The following is a 15,881-nucleotide window of genomic DNA, read 5'->3' as shown; positions in this document are numbered from 1 at the left end:
TTGATTATATCCATTCATGAAAGCATCACAGTCATTTCTCGCCACGCTAAAAGAAGCCCCCTCTGACGCTGAGGTGGTTTCGCACAAACTCATGGTGCGTGCAGGCCTCATTCGCAAGCTCAGTGCTGGCGTTTATAACTATTTGCCATTGGGTTTAAGGTCCATTCGCAAAGTGGAAAATATCATCCGCGAAGAAATGAATCGAGCAGGCGCCATTGAATTGTTGATGCCAATGATTCAGCCTGCTGAGTTATGGCAAGAGACGGGTCGCTGGGAAAAAATGGGACCAGAGTTGCTACGCATAAAAGATCGACATGATCGTGATTTTCTAATTCAGCCAACTTCGGAAGAAGTAATTACCGATTTGGCGCGTAATGAAATCAAAAGCTACAAACAGCTCCCAATTAATTTTTATCAAATTCAAACTAAGTTTCGCGATGAGCGTCGCCCACGTTTTGGAATCATGCGTGGTCGTGAGTTCAGTATGAAGGATGCATATTCATTTGATCGCGATGCTGAGGGATTAAAAAAATCCTATCAAATCATGTTTGACGCATATACCCGTATCTTTAAACGCATGGGCCTTAAGTTCCGCGCTGTGACTGCAGATAATGGCGCCATTGGTGGGTCAGGCAGTCAAGAGTTTCATGTCATTGCCGATACTGGTGAAGATGCGATTGTGTATTGCCCAAGTTCTGATTACGCCGCAAATTTAGAGGCTGCAGAATCCATTGCTTTGATTGCAGTGCGTGCTGCCGCAACCCAAGCGATGCAAAAAGTTCCCACTCCAGAAAAAACCAATTGCGCTGACGTGGCAAAGTTTTTGAACTTGCCGCTCGAGAAAACGGTCAAATCACTTTTGTTTGCCGCTGATCAAGAGAATGGCCCCGCTAAATTATTTATGCTGTTGGTTCGTGGCGATCATGAACTCAATGAGGTGAAGGCTAGCAAGATACCTGGCATGGCTGAGTCACGTTTTGCTACAGAAGCAGAAATTAAGCAGGCCTGCAATGCACCTGCTGGCTATTTGGGTCCGGTAGGCGTAAGTGCTGCAGTTACAGTCGTGGCCGATCGTACCGTTGCCAATATGTCGGATTTTATTTGCGGCGCTAATGAAGCAGGTCATCATTTGGTTGGCGTGAACTGGGCGCGTGATCTACCAGAGCCACTCGTTTTAGATATTCGCAATGCAGTGGTTGGTGATCCTTCGCCCGATGGCAAAGGCGTAGTGGATATTTGTCGAGGCATCGAGGTGGGTCATGTATTCCAATTGGGTACACGCTACTCTGAAGCGATGGGTTGCACCTATCTTGATCAACAAGGTAAGGCACAGCCGATGGTGATGGGTTGTTACGGCATTGGCGTTACGCGTTTACTTGGTGCAGCAATTGAGCAGGGTCACGATGAACGCGGCATTATTTGGCCGATTTCTATGGCGCCATTTGAGGTGGTCATTTGCCCTATGAATTACGACAGATCTGAAGGGGTTAAAGTCGCCGCAGATCAATTGCATGATGAACTCATGTCTGCTGGTATTGATGTCATCCTAGATGATCGTGGTGAACGTCCAGGGGCAATGTTTGCAGATTGGGAATTGATTGGTGCGCCTTTCCGCATTGTGATCGGCGATCGTGGGCTTGCTGATGCTCAAGTGGAATTTAAAGGCCGCACGGATGCTGAGTCCCAAAATATTCCACTAACTGAGATTAAAGAAAAAGTCATTGCAGCTGTGCAAGCAGCTAAACAATTCATTTCTTAAGCTTGTAACTGTTTATTTTTTAAAGAGTCCGCCAATACCTTTGGCGGCTCCTTTTGCAGCCATGGTTGCCATCGTACGCGCCATCTTGCCACCCTTGAATTGCTTCATCATGGTTTGCATTTGATCGAACTGTGCAAGCAGACGATTGACTTCTTGAACTTCAACGCCTGCGCCGGCTGCAATGCGGCGCTTACGAGTCGCTTTAAGTAATTCAGGTTTGGCACGCTCTTTTGGCGTCATGCTATCAATGATGCCGCGCATGCGCTTGGTTTGTTTATCGGCAGCACTCATATTTGTTTTGGATGCCGCTTGCGCCATATGACTCGGTAATTTATCCATTAGACTGGCCATGCCACCCATTTGCTGCATCTGTGCGAGTTGATCTCTGAAATCACCAAGATCAAAGCCGCCTTTAGAAATCTTGCTTGCTAACTTTTCTGCTTTAGCAACGTCAACGTTTTGCTGTGCTTGTTCAACTAAGGCAAGAATGTCGCCCATACCCAAAATGCGGCTGGCCATACGTTCGGCATCGAAGGCTTCCAGGCCATCCATTTTTTCAGCCACGCCAATGAACTTTAGTGGCACACCAGTGACTTGACGAACAGATAGGGCGGCACCACCACGAGAATCACCATCAAGCTTAGTGAGGATGACACCCGTTAGTGGGAGTGCCTCATGGAAAGCCTTGGCAGTATTAACAGCATCTTGGCCTAACATCGCATCAACCACGAAGAGTGTTTCAATCGGGTTAAGGGTGGCGTGCAAGGCTTTAATCTCTTGCATGAGCGCTTCATCAATACCCAATCGACCGGCGGTATCCACCAGTAAGACATCAAAGTAATGACGACGCGCCCAGTCCAGAGCAGCGATGGCAATATCGTTTGGCTTTTGATCTACGCTGCTGGGGAAGAACTCGGCACCCACTTGCTTGGTCACAGTTTCTAATTGCTCGATCGCAGCAGGGCGATAAACGTCGCAAGAAACGGTCAGAACCTTCTTTTTCTTCTTTTCTTGCAGATACTTAGCAAGCTTCCCAACGGAAGTGGTTTTACCGGCACCTTGTAATCCGGCCATCAGAATCACGGCGGGTGGTTGGGTGGCTAAATTGAGTTCGCCGCTTTGATTGGTGTCACCCATCATGACTTGGGCAAGCTCGCGCTGTACTACCCCGACTAAGGCTTGTCCAGGACTCAGGCTACCAACCACTTCTTCCCCAAGGGCTTTAAATTTAATTTGCTCTAGCAAGGACTTGACGACTGGCAGGGCTACGTCAGCCTCCAACAAGGCCAGGCGGATCTCCCGCAGCATGTCAGTAGTGTTGCTTTCGGTGAGGCGCGCTTGCCCCCGCATTGTTTTAACAACGCGTGATAGACGATCGGTGAGGTTTTCTAGCATTTATCGATTAGACTTTCCAGATGGATATTTTAGGTTACTCAAGTTACGGATGTCTCCCATCTGCGCTTTATTTGATTCTTTTGCTTGTTTTAAGCTTTAGATCAAAGGCTGCAGCGGATTCTCCTCTGTTTTCTGGTCTGGTGCAGGCTGCAATTTTTGTGATTTTGTTGATTCATGGAATTGAACTGCATGATTCGGTATTCACCCCAGAAGGTTTTGTATTTGGCTTTGCCCAAGATTTATCTTTAATTGCTTGGGTGGGCTTGGCTTTTTATTGGTTCCAGTCTTGGTTCACGCCTATTGCTAGTTTGCGTTGGATGGCAATCTTATTTGCCATGATTTATGCATTTCTGCCGTCGATTTTTCCGGGGACCTTAATTTCGCCTCGTGCAGTCTCGGACCCTTGGTTTAAGGGGCACTTCATTGTGGCGACGATTTCAGTCGGCCTTCTCAGCCTGGCGGCAATGCACGCCATGTTGATGAGCGTGCAAGATCGCGCCTTGCATCGTGAGCTAGCCGTTTCCCCTAATAGTCGGGTGGGCCATTGGCTTGAAGACCTTCCACCCTTGATGATGATGGAAGGCTTGCTCTTCAACCTGCTATATGTAGGCTTTGCTCTCCTGAGCTTAACCGTCTTCTCAGGCCTACTTTTTTCCCAGACCTTATTTGGAAAACCTTTGGTTTTTGACCACAAAACTATCTTTGCACTTGTCTCTTGGTTTTTATTTGGTGGGCTAATAGTGGCGCGCTGGAGAGTCGGCCTACGCGGAAGGGCGGCAGTACGTTGGGTCCTGAGTGCATATACTGCTTTGCTGCTAGCCTATATCGGCAGTCGTTTTGTAATGGAAGTCATTCTCCAGAGAGCGTGATGTTTTGATCAAGTGGTTACTCCTATTTGTGGGCGCAAGCCTTTTTTATCTGTGGCTTAAAGGTAAAAAACAGGCCGAGCTCCGCGCCACTGAAAACCTCAAAACGGGCGCCCAAAAAAAAGCTGAGACCCTAAAGCCTCAAGCGATGGTTCAGTGCCAATGTTGCAAAGTTCATCTTCCGCAGGCAGATGCAATTGCTCTAGAGGATCGTTTTTATTGCTCTGGAGACCATCTCAATGCCTTGGATTCCGAAGGCTGGCTCGGTTACGCTGCTTGGCGCGCTTCGCCTAATCATGACTTAAGGCCAGAAGCGTGTGTGCCTGACTTAGCAGTCATTCATCACATTAGCTTGCCGCCTGGAGAGTTCAAGAATCGCTCTTCCACTCAATTCATTGTGGATTTTTTCCAAAATAGACTCAATTTTTCTTTGCATCCTTACTTTGCAGAGATTGCCAACCAAAAAGTATCTAGCCATTTCTTGATTTCTCGAGCTGGAGAAGTCTTTCAGTTCGTTTCCACCAAGAGTAAGGCTTGGCATGCTGGCGTTTCTTCATTTTTAGGTAGGGAGAGATGCAACGATTTTTCGATTGGCATCGAATTAGAAGGAGATGGGGAGACTGCGTTTGAAGAAGTGCAATACAGTGCACTTTCAAGATTAGTGGCAGATTTACAACTGACTTTTCCAGATCTCCAATTTGCTGGGCATAGCGACATCGCCCCAGAACGTAAAACTGACCCTGGAGTCCAATTTGACTGGAAAAAAATGCAGTTGAAGGCTGGTATTTCAGATGAAAAATTTCCCTACGGCTTACATTCCCGCTAGGGTTCATTTTTAGTATGTGAGCACACGCTCACTTTTATACCCTTTATCTAAAAAGGGCTCGAAATTTAGCACCAAGATGGCACTAAATTCAGCATAAAACTTAGTAAAAATACTTATAAGAATTTATTAAAAAAGTATTACTAAAGTAGGAATAATTCCCTATACTTAGTACCAAATGCACTTCAAAACACTAGATGTAGTGTTTGAATACAGCAGTACCCCATTGTTTTTTAACGATTTTTTTGACCAAATAACTATATATATAAGCAGGAGCTACATGACATACGCCAATCCACAAACAGCAGGCCAACCGGCTGGAACGAATAATCCCGGTTTGAACCCTGCTGGGGCATTGAGCCAAACCCCCTCGGCAGGATTTGTTGCCGGAGGTGTTGGAGGCAGCCAGGCAACCCAGTTGTCCGATTACAAAATTATTCGCCGTAACGGTTCTGTCGTAGCTTTCGAGCCATCAAAAATTGCTATTGCCGTAACGAAAGCATTTTTGGCAGTAAATGGTGGTCAGGGCGCCGCCTCTGCCCGTGTGCGTGAGCAAGTTGAACAATTAACCCATGCAGTTGTCCGCGCTTTATTGCGTAGCCGACCAAATGGTGGCACTTTCCATATTGAAGATATCCAAGATCAAGTCGAATTGGCCTTGATGCGTAGTGGTGAGCACAACGTAGCCCGTGCTTACGTTCTTTATCGCGAAAAGCGCAATCAAGAGCGCGCTGCTCAGCAAGAAGTCACACAAGATGCTCAAGCTGCGAACCAAGCTGGTGAGTCCGGCATCAAGGTGACGGATAACGGCGTTGAGAAGTGGCTTGATATGGCTGCTTTGCGTACCATTATTGAGGCTGCGTGCGAAGGTTTGGGCAACCAAATTGATGCAACTCCAATCATCACTGAGACGATTAAGAATTTGTACGACGGTGTACCAATCGCGCAGGTTTATGACTCAGCCATTTTGGCTTCACGTACTTTAATCGAAAACGATCCGGCTTATAGCCAAGTAACTGCTCGCATTTTGATGCACGTGATTCGTAAAGAGATTTTGGGTCACGAAGTATTGCAGGGCGATATGCAGGCGGAGTATGGCACTTATTTTGCGAAATACATTAACGAAGGTATTGCTGCAGAGTTGCTAGATCCACGTATGCGCGAGTTTGACCTGCCAAGACTGGCTGCAGCATTGAATGCTAGCCGCGACTTGCAGTTCAACTACCTCGGTTTGCAAACTTTGTATGACCGTTATTTCTTGCACATCGAAGAGCGTCGTATTGAAATGCCACAGGCTTTCTTTATGCGCGTCGCGATGGGCTTGTCTTTGAATGAGTTAGATCGTGAACGCCGTGCGATTGAGTTTTATGAAATTCTATCTACATTTGATTTCATGTCCAGTACGCCTACTTTGTTCAACTCAGCAACTACTCGTCCACAACTCTCAAGCTGCTACTTGACTACTGTTGATGACGATCTTGATGGCATCTACGAAGCATTGAAAGAGAATGCATTGCTGTCTAAGTTTGCCGGCGGTTTAGGTAATGACTGGACAAACGTTCGCGCCTTGGGAAGTCATATCAAGGGCACTAACGGCAAGTCACAAGGTGTTGTGCCGTTCTTGAAGGTGGTGAATGACACAGCAGTTGCGGTGAACCAGGGCGGTAAGCGTAAAGGCGCTGTTTGTGCCTATTTAGAAACATGGCATTTAGATATTGAAGAGTTCTTGGAATTGCGTAAGAACACTGGTGATGATCGTCGCCGTACGCATGACATGAATACCTCCAACTGGATTCCTGACCTGTTCATGAAGCGCGTGATGGAGAATGGCGATTGGACTTTGTTCTCGCCATCCAACACGCCTGATTTGCATGACAAATACGGCAAAGCATTTGAAGAGGCTTACGTTGCTTATGAGCAAAAAGCTGATCGTGGTGAATTGAAGCCTTTCCGCAGAATTCCAGCGCAACAATTGTGGCGCAAGATGTTGGGAATGTTGTTTGAAACTGGTCATCCATGGATTACTTTCAAAGATCCTTGCAACATTCGTAGCCCACAGCAGCATATTGGCGTTGTTCACTCATCTAACTTATGTACTGAGATCACCCTCAATACCAACGAGAGCGAAATTGCCGTATGTAACTTGGGTTCTGTGAACTTAACTGCTCACATGACTACCGATGCTTCAGGCAAGATGATTTTGGATCACGAGAAGCTCCAAAAAACCATTCGTACTGCAATGCGCATGTTGGATAACGTGATTGATATTAATTACTATGCAGTAGCTAAGGCGCGTAATTCAAACTTGAAGCACCGCCCAGTTGGTATGGGCATCATGGGCTTCCAGGATTGCTTGCATATGCAACGGATTCCTTATGCAAGTGATGAGGCTGTGAAGTTTGCTGATTCTTCCATGGAAGCAGTGTGCTACTACGCTTATCAAGCGTCTAACGAGTTGGCTGAAGAGCGTGGCGTGTACAGCACTTATAAGGGTTCATTGTGGGATCGTGGCATCCTGCCACAGGATTCGGTTGCTTTGCTAGCGCAAGAGCGCGGTGGTTATCTTGAGGTGGATAGCTCTTCCACCATGAATTGGGATGGTTTGCGGGCGCGCATTAAGCAACACGGTATGCGCAACTCCAATTGCGTCGCCATTGCGCCAACTGCAACGATTTCTAACATTATTGGTGTATCTGCTTGTATCGAGCCTACATTCCAGAACTTGTTTGTGAAATCCAACCTTTCTGGTGAGTTCACAGTAGTAAACGAGTACTTGGTGCGTGATCTGAAGGATCGCGGCCTCTGGGATGAAGTCATGATTGCCGACTTGAAGTACTTTGATGGCACCTTATCCAAAATCGATCGTATTCCACAAGATTTACGCGATTTGTATGCAACTGCATTTGAAGTTGAGCCAAGTTGGTTAGTTGAGGCCGCTTCACGTCGTCAGAAGTGGATTGACCAAGCGCAGTCACTGAATATCTACATGGGTGGTGCATCTGGCAAGAAATTAGATGACACCTATAAGTTGGCGTGGTTACGCGGCTTAAAGACAACTTATTACCTCCGCACCATGGCTGCAACGCACGTTGAGAAATCAACAGTTGCTAGTGGTCAGTTGAATTCAGTTTCCAGTGGTGGCGGTGTCAATGGAACAGATGCAGCGGCAGCTCAAGAGGCAGATGGCCCAGTTTGCACAATGCGTCCAGGTGATGCTGGATTTGAAGAATGTGAAGCATGTCAGTAAGCCATTTGCTTACTGATTTGAAATAGAAGAATTAGGAGAAAGTTATGTTGAATTGGGAAGAGGAAGTTGCTCCAGCGTTAGCGAAAGCTGGGCTTGCACCGCAACCGGTAGCAGCGGAGCCACAACGTCCACAGCCAGACCAAGTTGCAATGGCGCCCCAAGTTGCTGCACCTGCAGCATTAGAGGCTGCGTCACTGTCAGGTGGTGTTGCACATCGCGTGAATGCTGCTGATAAGCGCGTGATTAATGCCAAGACAGACGTTAATCAACTGGTTCCATTTAAATATAAGTGGGCTTGGGAAAAATATTTAGCTGGTTGTGCAAACCATTGGATGCCACAAGAGATCAATATGAATCGCGATATCGCGCTTTGGAAAGATCCAAATGGTTTAACGGAAGATGAACGCAGGATTATTAAGCGTAATCTCGGTTTCTTCACTACAGCGGATTCTTTGGCTGCAAACAATATTGTTCTGGGTACTTACCGCCACATTACCGCCCCAGAATGCCGCCAATACCTATTGCGTCAGGCTTTTGAGGAGGCGATTCATACTCATGCCTATCAATATATTGTGGAATCTTTGGGTTTAGACCAGAGCGAAATCTTCAATGCGTATCACGAGATTGATTCAATTCGCGCTAAAGATGAGTTCTTAATTCCGTATATTGACGTGCTGACCAATCCAAATTTCAAGACTGGCACATTAGAAACGGATCAAACATTACTGCGTTCGCTCATTGTTTTTGCCTGCGTAATGGAAGGATTATTCTTTTATGTTGGTTTTACGCAAATACTTGCAATGGGTCGTCAAAACAAAATGACGGGTGCTGCTGAGCAGTATCAATACATCCTTCGTGATGAGTCAATGCACTGCAATTTTGGTATCGATTTGATTAATCAAATTAAGCTGGAGAACCCGCAGTTATGGACTTCCGCGTTCAAAGATGAGATCAAAGCGATCTTCGAAAAAGCAGTCGAATTAGAGTACCGTTATGCCGAAGATACGATGCCTCGTGGAGTGCTCGGATTGAACGCTCCGATGTTCAAAGGCTACCTAAGATACATCTGTAATCGCAGATGTTTGCAAATAGGACTTGACGCCATGTTCCCAAATGAAGAGAATCCATTCCCATGGATGTCAGAAATGATTGATCTGAAAAAAGAACGAAACTTTTTTGAGACACGCGTTATTGAGTATCAAACTGGTGGTGCGCTAAGTTGGGAGTAGTACAGTAATCAAAAGCGTATCGCCGGCTTAATAGGAGATTAGACGGTTGGATAGTTTTAAAGGTCAGCAAAACCAGGCGCAAATCCGAAAACCCTTGCTCAAGGGTTTCTGGACTACTCTCTCTATTTTTTCCAGCAAATTCAAAAAGCCGTTGTCCTTTGGGGCCACGGCTTTTTTTCCAAGATTCATTAGCGTGCAGCACTTAGCATCAAGCCGCGCGCCGATGAATGGCTCGCTCGTCTACTCCAATATGCCGCAAGGCAAGGCGGAAATGAATGGTCGGGTCTTCTTAATCGGTAGTTTGTACTAATCTTCACGTGAAGGAGCATTACTATGGCAATCGCCAAAAAGAAACCTGCTGCAAAGAAACCTGCTGCTAAAAAAGTAGCTAAGAAGCGTCCTGCTGCTAAAAAGCCAGCTGCTAAAAAAGTAGCTAAGAAGCGTCCTGCTGCTAAAAAAGCTGCTGCTAAAAAGCCAGCTGCTAAAAAAGTAGCTAAGAAGCGTCCTGCTGCTAAAAAAGCTGCTGCTAAAAAGCCAGCTGCTAAAAAAGTAGCTAAAAAGAAGCCAGCTGCTAAAAAAGTAGCAAAAAAGCGCGTAGCAAAAAAAAAGTAAGTAAGCCTGCTGCGAAGAAAGCGGGCAAAGCTGTAAAAAAGCCCGTGGCTAAGAAAGCCGCTACTTCAACTACGTTGAATCCAGCTGCTGCCTGGCCCTTCCCAACTGGCACACGTCCTTAAGTTTCGACTTATAGACGGGTGAAGTTTAAAGGGGTCTCTCACGAGACCCCTTTTCTATTGCTGGTTGCAGATTGAGTTAGCTTAGGAGGCTAAAGAACTTAAAAACTAAAGCCAAAGGCTGTTTTGAACTGAGCAGCGATTTCATCTTGGCTGATTTGGTGATTTTGTGGCCCTTGATGGGTAATCTTGATTGAACCCATGAGACTGGCTAGCCGACCTGTTGTCTCCCAATCCATGCCATTTTCCAAACCAAACAGTAATCCACCCCGAAATGCGTCGCCACAACCAGTGGGATCAACCACTTTTGAGGCTGGTACTGGCGGAATCGCTAGGCATTTACCTTTTGAGTAGATATCTGCCCCTTCGGCACCCTTGGTGACGATTAATGCCTCGACACGTTCTGCTACTTTGGCTAAATCAAGACCAGTTCTTTGTGAAAGCATTTCACCTTCGTAATCATTGACTGCTAAATAGCTGGCGAGATTGATTAATTCCAACAGTTCAGGCCCGTTAAACATTGGCAAACCTTGGCCTGGGTCAAATACAAATGGAATGCCTGCTTCAGCTAGCTGATGGCAGTGCTCCCACATTCCTTGGCGACCATCTGGTGCCACAATGCCGAACTTTGCCGCGCCTTTAGAGTTTTTGTTACGCTCTGCAACCACTGCCGTGACTTGGTTAAGGTGCGATTCACCCATTGCGCCTGGATGAAAAGCAGTAATTTGATTATTCGCTTGATCTGTTGTGATCATTGCTTGCGCAGTAAACGCTTGCTCAATTTGCCGAATATGACTTGCATCGATCTGTAATTGCTGTAGACGATCCAGGTAGGGCGCGGCATCACCACCGACAGTCGCCATGATGATAGGGTCGCCGCCTAAGAGACTCAGGTTATAAGCAATGTTGCCAGCGCAGCCACCGAATTCACGGCGCATTGTGGGGACTAAGAAGGCCACATTCAGAATATGAATTTGTTCAGGCAGGATTTGATCGGCAAATTTGCCTTCAAAGTTCATGATGGTGTCGTAGGCGATAGAGCCACAGATCAAGCTAGCCATAAATTAGTTTCCGTTGGTGAGATGAGGTGATGGGGTTGTAGATTGAGGATAAAAAACTCTGACACGATAGCCAGCAGTATTTTGCGACAAGGCAATAGGTAGATCTGAGTGAATGATTTCACCTGCAGGGGCACCTTCACGTAAAAAATCGGGATGTGACTCTTGCCAATTTGCTGGCAGCCACTCTTTTGGTGAGAATTGAATCGATTTCAGCTCAGATTCATCTGCATCCGTCAGAGAAATTTCCAAATACGGCCACAAAATATTGATTGCAAGTCGATTTTGTATTTCAACTTGCAGCGTGGATTGATTTGCGGGCGTTTTAAGCGCCTCTGGCGAGTTTTCTAGTGCAAGGTTGGCCGAGATTATTTTCCACGCAGCAAAATCGCTCACAGGCCGATTAATGCACCCCAGTGAACGACATAATTTTTCATCAAATTGCTGCAGCAGAGAAAATGTGGTTACTGCAACGGCATTAGATGTGCCATCAACACGAGGTGCAAGTATAGGTAGCAATGAATTTCTTGAGATGTGCTCACCAAAAGCGACTAACAACAAGAAAAACAGCCCAAGAAGGATAGCTTTTAGGCTTAGCTTAGAACTTTTTTTTTGAGCCTGCCCAGAAATGCTGCTCTTGCTGTCGGCATTCAGGGTTCCGTGCAAGCAAACCCAGCCTTCACTTTCTTTCCAAACAGAAAGTGTTAACCACTGGCTATAGGTTGCGATCACCTCTTCCGCTTGCCGAGCCAATACGCCAGATAAAACAATTTGACCGCCTGGACGCATCTTATTTACCAGTGCAGGTGCAAGAACTTGTAGTGGATTGGCTAAAATATTCGCCATCACGATGTCGTATTTAGCTTCTGCCGCTAGTTCCGTCGCATTTTCGTTGGGCAAAACGAAGCTGATGACAGTGTGATTAATTTCGGCATTACTGCGGGCAGCTACCATCGCTTGAGGATCAATATCTGTGCCAACAACGGGAGCACAACCGAGTTTTGCAGCAGCAATGGCCAAAATACCTGATCCACACCCGTAATCGAGCAAGCTTTGGCTCTGAAGATTTTTGTGTTCTTCTAACCAGAGCAAACAAAGATGCGTCGTTGGATGGCTGCCGGTGCCAAATGCTAATCCTGGGTCTACTGCTAAGCAGATTGCATTGGGGTCGCTCGGAGCATCATGCCAAGAGGGCACCACCCAAATGCGTTTGCCAATCTGTATTGGCGCAAATTGACTTTGCGTTAAGCGCACCCAATCTTGATCTTCAACCTGCTTTTCTTGAGGAATGGCAAGTTTGAAGCCAGCATCCTCCAGAGATGCAAGCAGATTGGGAATGAATTCTGTAGCGCCTGAATCATCAATCTCTGGATTGAACAAGGCTGTTACAGACGAGCGATCCCAGGCTTGTACTTCTGGAGATAGGCCGGGTTCGCCGTAAAGCGGGTTCTCATCATAGCCACCAGCAGCATCATCCTCAACGGTTACGGAAAGCGCGCCGAGCTCGAGCAGTACATCACCCAAGGGTTCTGCAATTTCAGCAGGGACCGTGAAAACTAGTTCACGGTAAGACATGTGCATCCCATATGGATCTGAGGTGCCTTAAGACTTGCCGCGACTGGCGGCTTGTTCTTCTAGGCGATGCTCTAGGTAATGAATGTTGGTGCCGCCTTCTATGAAGTTTGGATCGAACATGAGTTCGCGGTGTAGAGGTACATTGGTTGTGATGCCATCAATCACCATCTCAGAAAGGGCAATTTGCATCCGGCGAATCGCTTGTTCGCGAGTATTGCCGTAAGCAATCAACTTTCCGATCATAGAATCATAGTTTGGTGGAACCATATAGCCACTGTAGGCATGCGAATCAACACGGATACCGGGGCCACCAGGCATATGCCATGAACCAATTCGGCCAGGGCTAGGAGTGAACTTGAATGGATCTTCAGCATTCAGACGACATTCAATGGCGTGACCGCGGAAGACGATGTCTTTTTGTCGGTATGCCAGCTTGAGGCCTGCAGCAATGCGAATTTGTTCTTGAACGATATCTACCCCAGTGATCATTTCGGTGACGGGATGCTCAACCTGTACGCGAGTATTCATTTCAATGAAAAAGAACTCACCGTTTTCATATAGAAATTCGAATGTACCGGCGCCGCGATAGCCAATTTTTCTACAGGCTTCCGCACAACGCTCACCAATTTTGGCGATCAAGCGACGATCAATGCCAGGGGCTGGTGCTTCCTCAATCACTTTTTGGTGACGACGCTGCATAGAGCAGTCGCGCTCACCTAACCAAATCGCATTGCCATGGGTGTCAGCTAAGATTTGAATCTCTACGTGGCGAGGTTTTTCAAGAAACTTCTCCATGTACACCTCTGGATTACCAAAGGCGCGACCAGCTTCTTCCTTGGTCATGTTGACGGCGTTAATTAAAGCCGCTTCAGTGTGGACAACGCGCATACCGCGTCCACCACCACCACCTGCAGCTTTGATGATGACTGGATAACCAACCTTCTTGGCGGTGGCAATAATTTCTTTTGGATCATCCGGTAAAGCACCTTCAGATCCTGGAACACAAGGCACCCCAGCTTTAATCATGGCGCGTTTCGCTGAAACTTTATCGCCCATGATTCGAATGGATGCTGCCGTAGGTCCAATGAATGCGAAACCTGATTTTTCTACGCGTTCAGCAAAGTCAGCATTTTCAGAGAGGAAGCCATAACCAGGATGGATGGCTTCAGCATCAGTGACTTCAGCCGCTGAAATAATGGCGGGCATATTCAAATAACTCAGTGGAGAAGGAGCTGGCCCGATGCAAACAGCTTCATCAGCCAGCTTGACGTATTTGGCTTCCTTATCTGCTGTCGAATACACCACAACGGTTTTAATCCCCAACTCGCGGCACGCTCGTTGGATGCGGAGAGCAATTTCTCCCCGATTGGCAATCAGAATCTTATCGAACATATCGGCTCTGAGTTAGGTAAAGGTAAATGGGTGAATGCGTGGAGTCAGCATTACGCAATGATGAAAAGTGGTTGATCAAATTCAATACCTTGACCGTTTTCACACAGAATTTGTTTAATGACACCCGCTTGTTCAGCTTCGATTTCATTGAGAAGTTTCATCGCCTCAATAATGCAAAGTGTTTGTCCCACAGCAACGGTGTCGCCAATTTTTACAAAGTCTGGGGATTCTGGGTTGGGCGCACGATAGAAGGTGCCCACCATAGGTGAGCGCGCCACAAAACCGGTTTCAGCAGGCGGCGCGTCGGGAACAGAGGCGGCTTGTGCTGGAGCGGCGCTAGCTGGAGCTGCAGCCTGAATGCTGTGAGTTGGATTCGCGTAAACAACTTGACCCATGCCTTGAGCGCCTGAGCCAGCGTTCACGATGCGAACACGATCTTCGCCTTCATTGACTTCGAGTTCAGAAATGCCTGATTCAGAAACGAGATCAATCAGGGTTTTGAGTTTTCTAAGATCCATGGAAGTACTTCCTCTCTTATGATGCTGAAATTATTTTTGTAAACGTGTAATAGCTGCTTGCAGGGCTAATTCATAGCCGATAGCACCAAGACCGCAAATGACGCCGGTCGCTATGTCTGACAAATAGGAGTGCTTACGGAACTCTTCACGTTGGTGAATGTTGGACAAGTGCACTTCCATAAAGGGAATTGCTACGCCAGCAAGTACGTCGCGCAGGGCAACGCTGGTGTGGGTAAAGGCGCCTGGGTTAATGATGATGAAATCAACCCCATCCTGTTTAGCCTTCTGAATGCGGTCAATTAACTCGCCTTCATGGTTGCTTTGATAGGTATTCAGGTCGACTGCGTGAGCTTTGGCGATCTCACGAAGCTTTTGGTGGATGTCATCCATGGTTGTTTTGCCATAAACCTCTGGCTCACGACTTCCCAAGAGATTGAGATTAGGACCTTGAATTACGAGAATTGAAGTATTTTTCGACATAGATCGATATTTTTAGAGGCAGTTAGGTTCAGTAAGTGAATTAGGCTTTTTGGGCTACAACTGCTTGCTCGATGACAATTGCACCTCATCAAGCACAAGGGAAGTATACCTTTCTGGGAGCTTAAAAAGTCCGAAAGGGATGATTAAATACCCTAATTTAAGGAAATTAGTAGCCTCAAAAGCTGAGCTTGGTAAAAAATCTGCTTCATTTTTAAGCAGATTGGAGGATTCCAATACCCACTATCTTTTATTAAATGATGATAAAAGTTCTTATAAAGCAGATTTAATGCTATTTCTGAGCTCTTCTTCGTTAATTCTGCCTAATTTACTAAATAGCACTTTGCCAGAGGGTGATAGCAAAACTGTGTAAGGCAGGGCAGACTGAGTATTGCCCAGGGCTTTATACATTTGACTGCCATTCATTCCGCCCATGGCAATAGGGTAAGAAACGGGGGTCTTTTTCAGAAATTCGCGTACGTTAGATGGAGAATCGATGGCGATGCCGACAAATAAGACATTTTTATTAGAAAATTCCCATTGAAGTTTCTCTAATTCAGGCATTTCTTCAACGCAAGGGGGGCACCAGGACCCCCAAAAGTTCACCACAAGGACTTTTCCTTGCCAATCTTTGCTATCGAGCACTTTTCCGTCTGGTGATTGCCATTCGTTAGCAAAAAAAGCCTTTACTGCGGGCTCGCTTACCAACCCTGTTTTGGAAATCCAGGGCGAACTAAACATACCTGCTAGAAGCGCTAAGAGGCTAATTCCGCTGATCACAATCCATTGTCTTCGGTTCACTGCAAGTCCT

The 15,881-nt window shown here is 46.5% G+C and carries 14 protein-coding genes and 1 pseudogene; 7 read left to right on the top strand and 8 right to left on the bottom strand.

Annotated elements, in window-relative coordinates; genetic code table 11:
• Nucleotides 1-16 precede the first annotated feature (16 nt).
• Nucleotides 17-1,759, top strand: a complete 1,743-nt coding sequence (locus ICN49_RS04060; RefSeq protein WP_216166049.1) for a proline--tRNA ligase — start codon at nt 17-19, stop codon at nt 1,757-1,759.
• Between the two features lie 12 nt (nt 1,760-1,771).
• Here the strand turns inward: ICN49_RS04060 and ffh are convergent, their stop codons facing one another.
• Nucleotides 1,772-3,154 carry a signal recognition particle protein gene (gene ffh / locus ICN49_RS04055; RefSeq protein ID WP_216166047.1) on the bottom strand — a complete coding sequence of 461 codons (1,383 nt, stop codon included), beginning with the start codon at nt 3,152-3,154 and terminating at the stop codon, nt 1,772-1,774.
• 20 nt (nt 3,155-3,174) lie between these two features.
• Here ffh and ICN49_RS04050 point away from each other — a divergent pair, with 20 nt between their 5' ends.
• From ICN49_RS04050 to ICN49_RS04025, 6 genes are all read left to right on the top strand, one after another.
• Complete coding sequence (locus ICN49_RS04050; RefSeq protein WP_216166045.1) at nt 3,175-4,023, top strand: cytochrome C assembly family protein; 849 nt, start codon at nt 3,175-3,177, stop codon at nt 4,021-4,023.
• Between the two features lie 28 nt (nt 4,024-4,051).
• Nucleotides 4,052-4,846 (top strand): 1,6-anhydro-N-acetylmuramyl-L-alanine amidase AmpD, encoded by a 795-nt coding sequence (ampD, locus tag ICN49_RS04045; protein WP_369411501.1) that lies wholly within the window; start codon nt 4,052-4,054, stop codon nt 4,844-4,846.
• Between the two features lie 277 nt (nt 4,847-5,123).
• On the top strand, nt 5,124-8,090 hold the full coding sequence (locus ICN49_RS04040) for a ribonucleoside-diphosphate reductase subunit alpha (RefSeq protein WP_216166043.1): 2,967 nt from the start codon (nt 5,124-5,126) through the stop codon (nt 8,088-8,090).
• Nucleotides 8,091-8,134: 44 nt separating this feature from the next.
• On the top strand, nt 8,135-9,319 hold the full coding sequence (locus ICN49_RS04035) for a ribonucleotide-diphosphate reductase subunit beta (RefSeq protein ID WP_216166041.1): 1,185 nt from the start codon (nt 8,135-8,137) through the stop codon (nt 9,317-9,319).
• Between the two features lie 46 nt (nt 9,320-9,365).
• Nucleotides 9,366-9,629 carry a hypothetical protein gene (locus ICN49_RS04030; protein WP_216166039.1) on the top strand — a complete coding sequence of 88 codons (264 nt, stop codon included), beginning with the start codon at nt 9,366-9,368 and terminating at the stop codon, nt 9,627-9,629.
• A gap of 23 nt (nt 9,630-9,652) precedes the next feature.
• Complete coding sequence (locus ICN49_RS04025; protein ID WP_304610256.1) at nt 9,653-9,931, top strand: histone H1-like repetitive region-containing protein; 279 nt, start codon at nt 9,653-9,655, stop codon at nt 9,929-9,931.
• Between the two features lie 220 nt (nt 9,932-10,151).
• Here the strand turns inward: ICN49_RS04025 and ICN49_RS04020 are convergent, their stop codons facing one another.
• The 7 genes and pseudogenes from ICN49_RS04020 to ICN49_RS03995 form a co-directional block, all read right to left on the bottom strand.
• Entirely contained in the window at nt 10,152-11,111 is a 960-nt protein-coding gene (locus ICN49_RS04020; RefSeq protein WP_216166037.1) for a carbohydrate kinase family protein, read from the bottom strand.
• A 3-nt stretch (nt 11,112-11,114) separates the two neighbouring features.
• On the bottom strand, nt 11,115-11,504 hold the full coding sequence (locus ICN49_RS11645; RefSeq protein WP_500797041.1) for a DUF3426 domain-containing protein: 390 nt from the start codon (nt 11,502-11,504) through the stop codon (nt 11,115-11,117).
• Nucleotides 11,505-11,762: 258 nt separating this feature from the next.
• A pseudogene (gene prmA, locus ICN49_RS11640) lies at nt 11,763-12,683 on the bottom strand (50S ribosomal protein L11 methyltransferase); the annotation flags it as partial.
• 27 nt (nt 12,684-12,710) lie between these two features.
• On the bottom strand, nt 12,711-14,075 hold the full coding sequence (accC, locus tag ICN49_RS04010) for an acetyl-CoA carboxylase biotin carboxylase subunit (RefSeq protein ID WP_216166034.1): 1,365 nt from the start codon (nt 14,073-14,075) through the stop codon (nt 12,711-12,713).
• Nucleotides 14,076-14,125: 50 nt separating this feature from the next.
• The gene (gene accB / locus ICN49_RS04005; RefSeq protein ID WP_216166032.1) at nt 14,126-14,593 is read right to left on the bottom strand and encodes an acetyl-CoA carboxylase biotin carboxyl carrier protein; all 468 of its coding nucleotides are present in this window, start codon (nt 14,591-14,593) and stop codon (nt 14,126-14,128) included.
• A gap of 30 nt (nt 14,594-14,623) precedes the next feature.
• Nucleotides 14,624-15,073 (bottom strand): type II 3-dehydroquinate dehydratase, encoded by a 450-nt coding sequence (aroQ, locus tag ICN49_RS04000; protein ID WP_216166030.1) that lies wholly within the window; start codon nt 15,071-15,073, stop codon nt 14,624-14,626.
• Between the two features lie 270 nt (nt 15,074-15,343).
• Nucleotides 15,344-15,871: a TlpA family protein disulfide reductase gene (locus ICN49_RS03995; RefSeq protein WP_216166028.1), complete on the bottom strand. Its 528-nt coding sequence runs from the start codon at nt 15,869-15,871 to the stop codon at nt 15,344-15,346.
• Nucleotides 15,872-15,881: the final 10 nt, after the last annotated feature.

The organism is Polynucleobacter finlandensis (genome assembly GCF_018881755.1).
Lineage (GTDB): Bacteria > Pseudomonadota > Gammaproteobacteria > Burkholderiales > Burkholderiaceae > Polynucleobacter > Polynucleobacter finlandensis.
The sequence above is the reverse complement of the archived record's forward strand: the minus strand, read 5'-3'. Positions and strand labels throughout refer to the sequence as shown.

Bases quoted from the DNA above. Each gene is read 5' to 3' on its own strand.
- accC (WP_216166034.1), bottom strand. From the start codon at position 14,075: ATGTTCGATAAGATTCTGATTGCCAATCGGGGAGAAATTGCTCTCCGC.
- accB (WP_216166032.1), bottom strand. From the start codon at position 14,593: ATGGATCTTAGAAAACTCAAAACCCTGATTGATCTCGTTTCTGAATCA.
- ICN49_RS04035 (WP_216166041.1), top strand. From the start codon at position 8,135: ATGTTGAATTGGGAAGAGGAAGTTGCTCCAGCGTTAGCGAAAGCTGGG.
- ICN49_RS04020 (WP_216166037.1), bottom strand. From the start codon at position 11,111: ATGGCTAGCTTGATCTGTGGCTCTATCGCCTACGACACCATCATGAAC.
- ICN49_RS04040 (WP_216166043.1), top strand. From the start codon at position 5,124: ATGACATACGCCAATCCACAAACAGCAGGCCAACCGGCTGGAACGAAT.
- ICN49_RS04060 (WP_216166049.1), top strand. From the start codon at position 17: ATGAAAGCATCACAGTCATTTCTCGCCACGCTAAAAGAAGCCCCCTCT.
- ICN49_RS04050 (WP_216166045.1), top strand. From the start codon at position 3,175: ATGGATATTTTAGGTTACTCAAGTTACGGATGTCTCCCATCTGCGCTT.
- aroQ (WP_216166030.1), bottom strand. From the start codon at position 15,073: ATGTCGAAAAATACTTCAATTCTCGTAATTCAAGGTCCTAATCTCAAT.
- ffh (WP_216166047.1), bottom strand. From the start codon at position 3,154: ATGCTAGAAAACCTCACCGATCGTCTATCACGCGTTGTTAAAACAATG.
- ICN49_RS04025 (WP_304610256.1), top strand. From the start codon at position 9,653: ATGGCAATCGCCAAAAAGAAACCTGCTGCAAAGAAACCTGCTGCTAAA.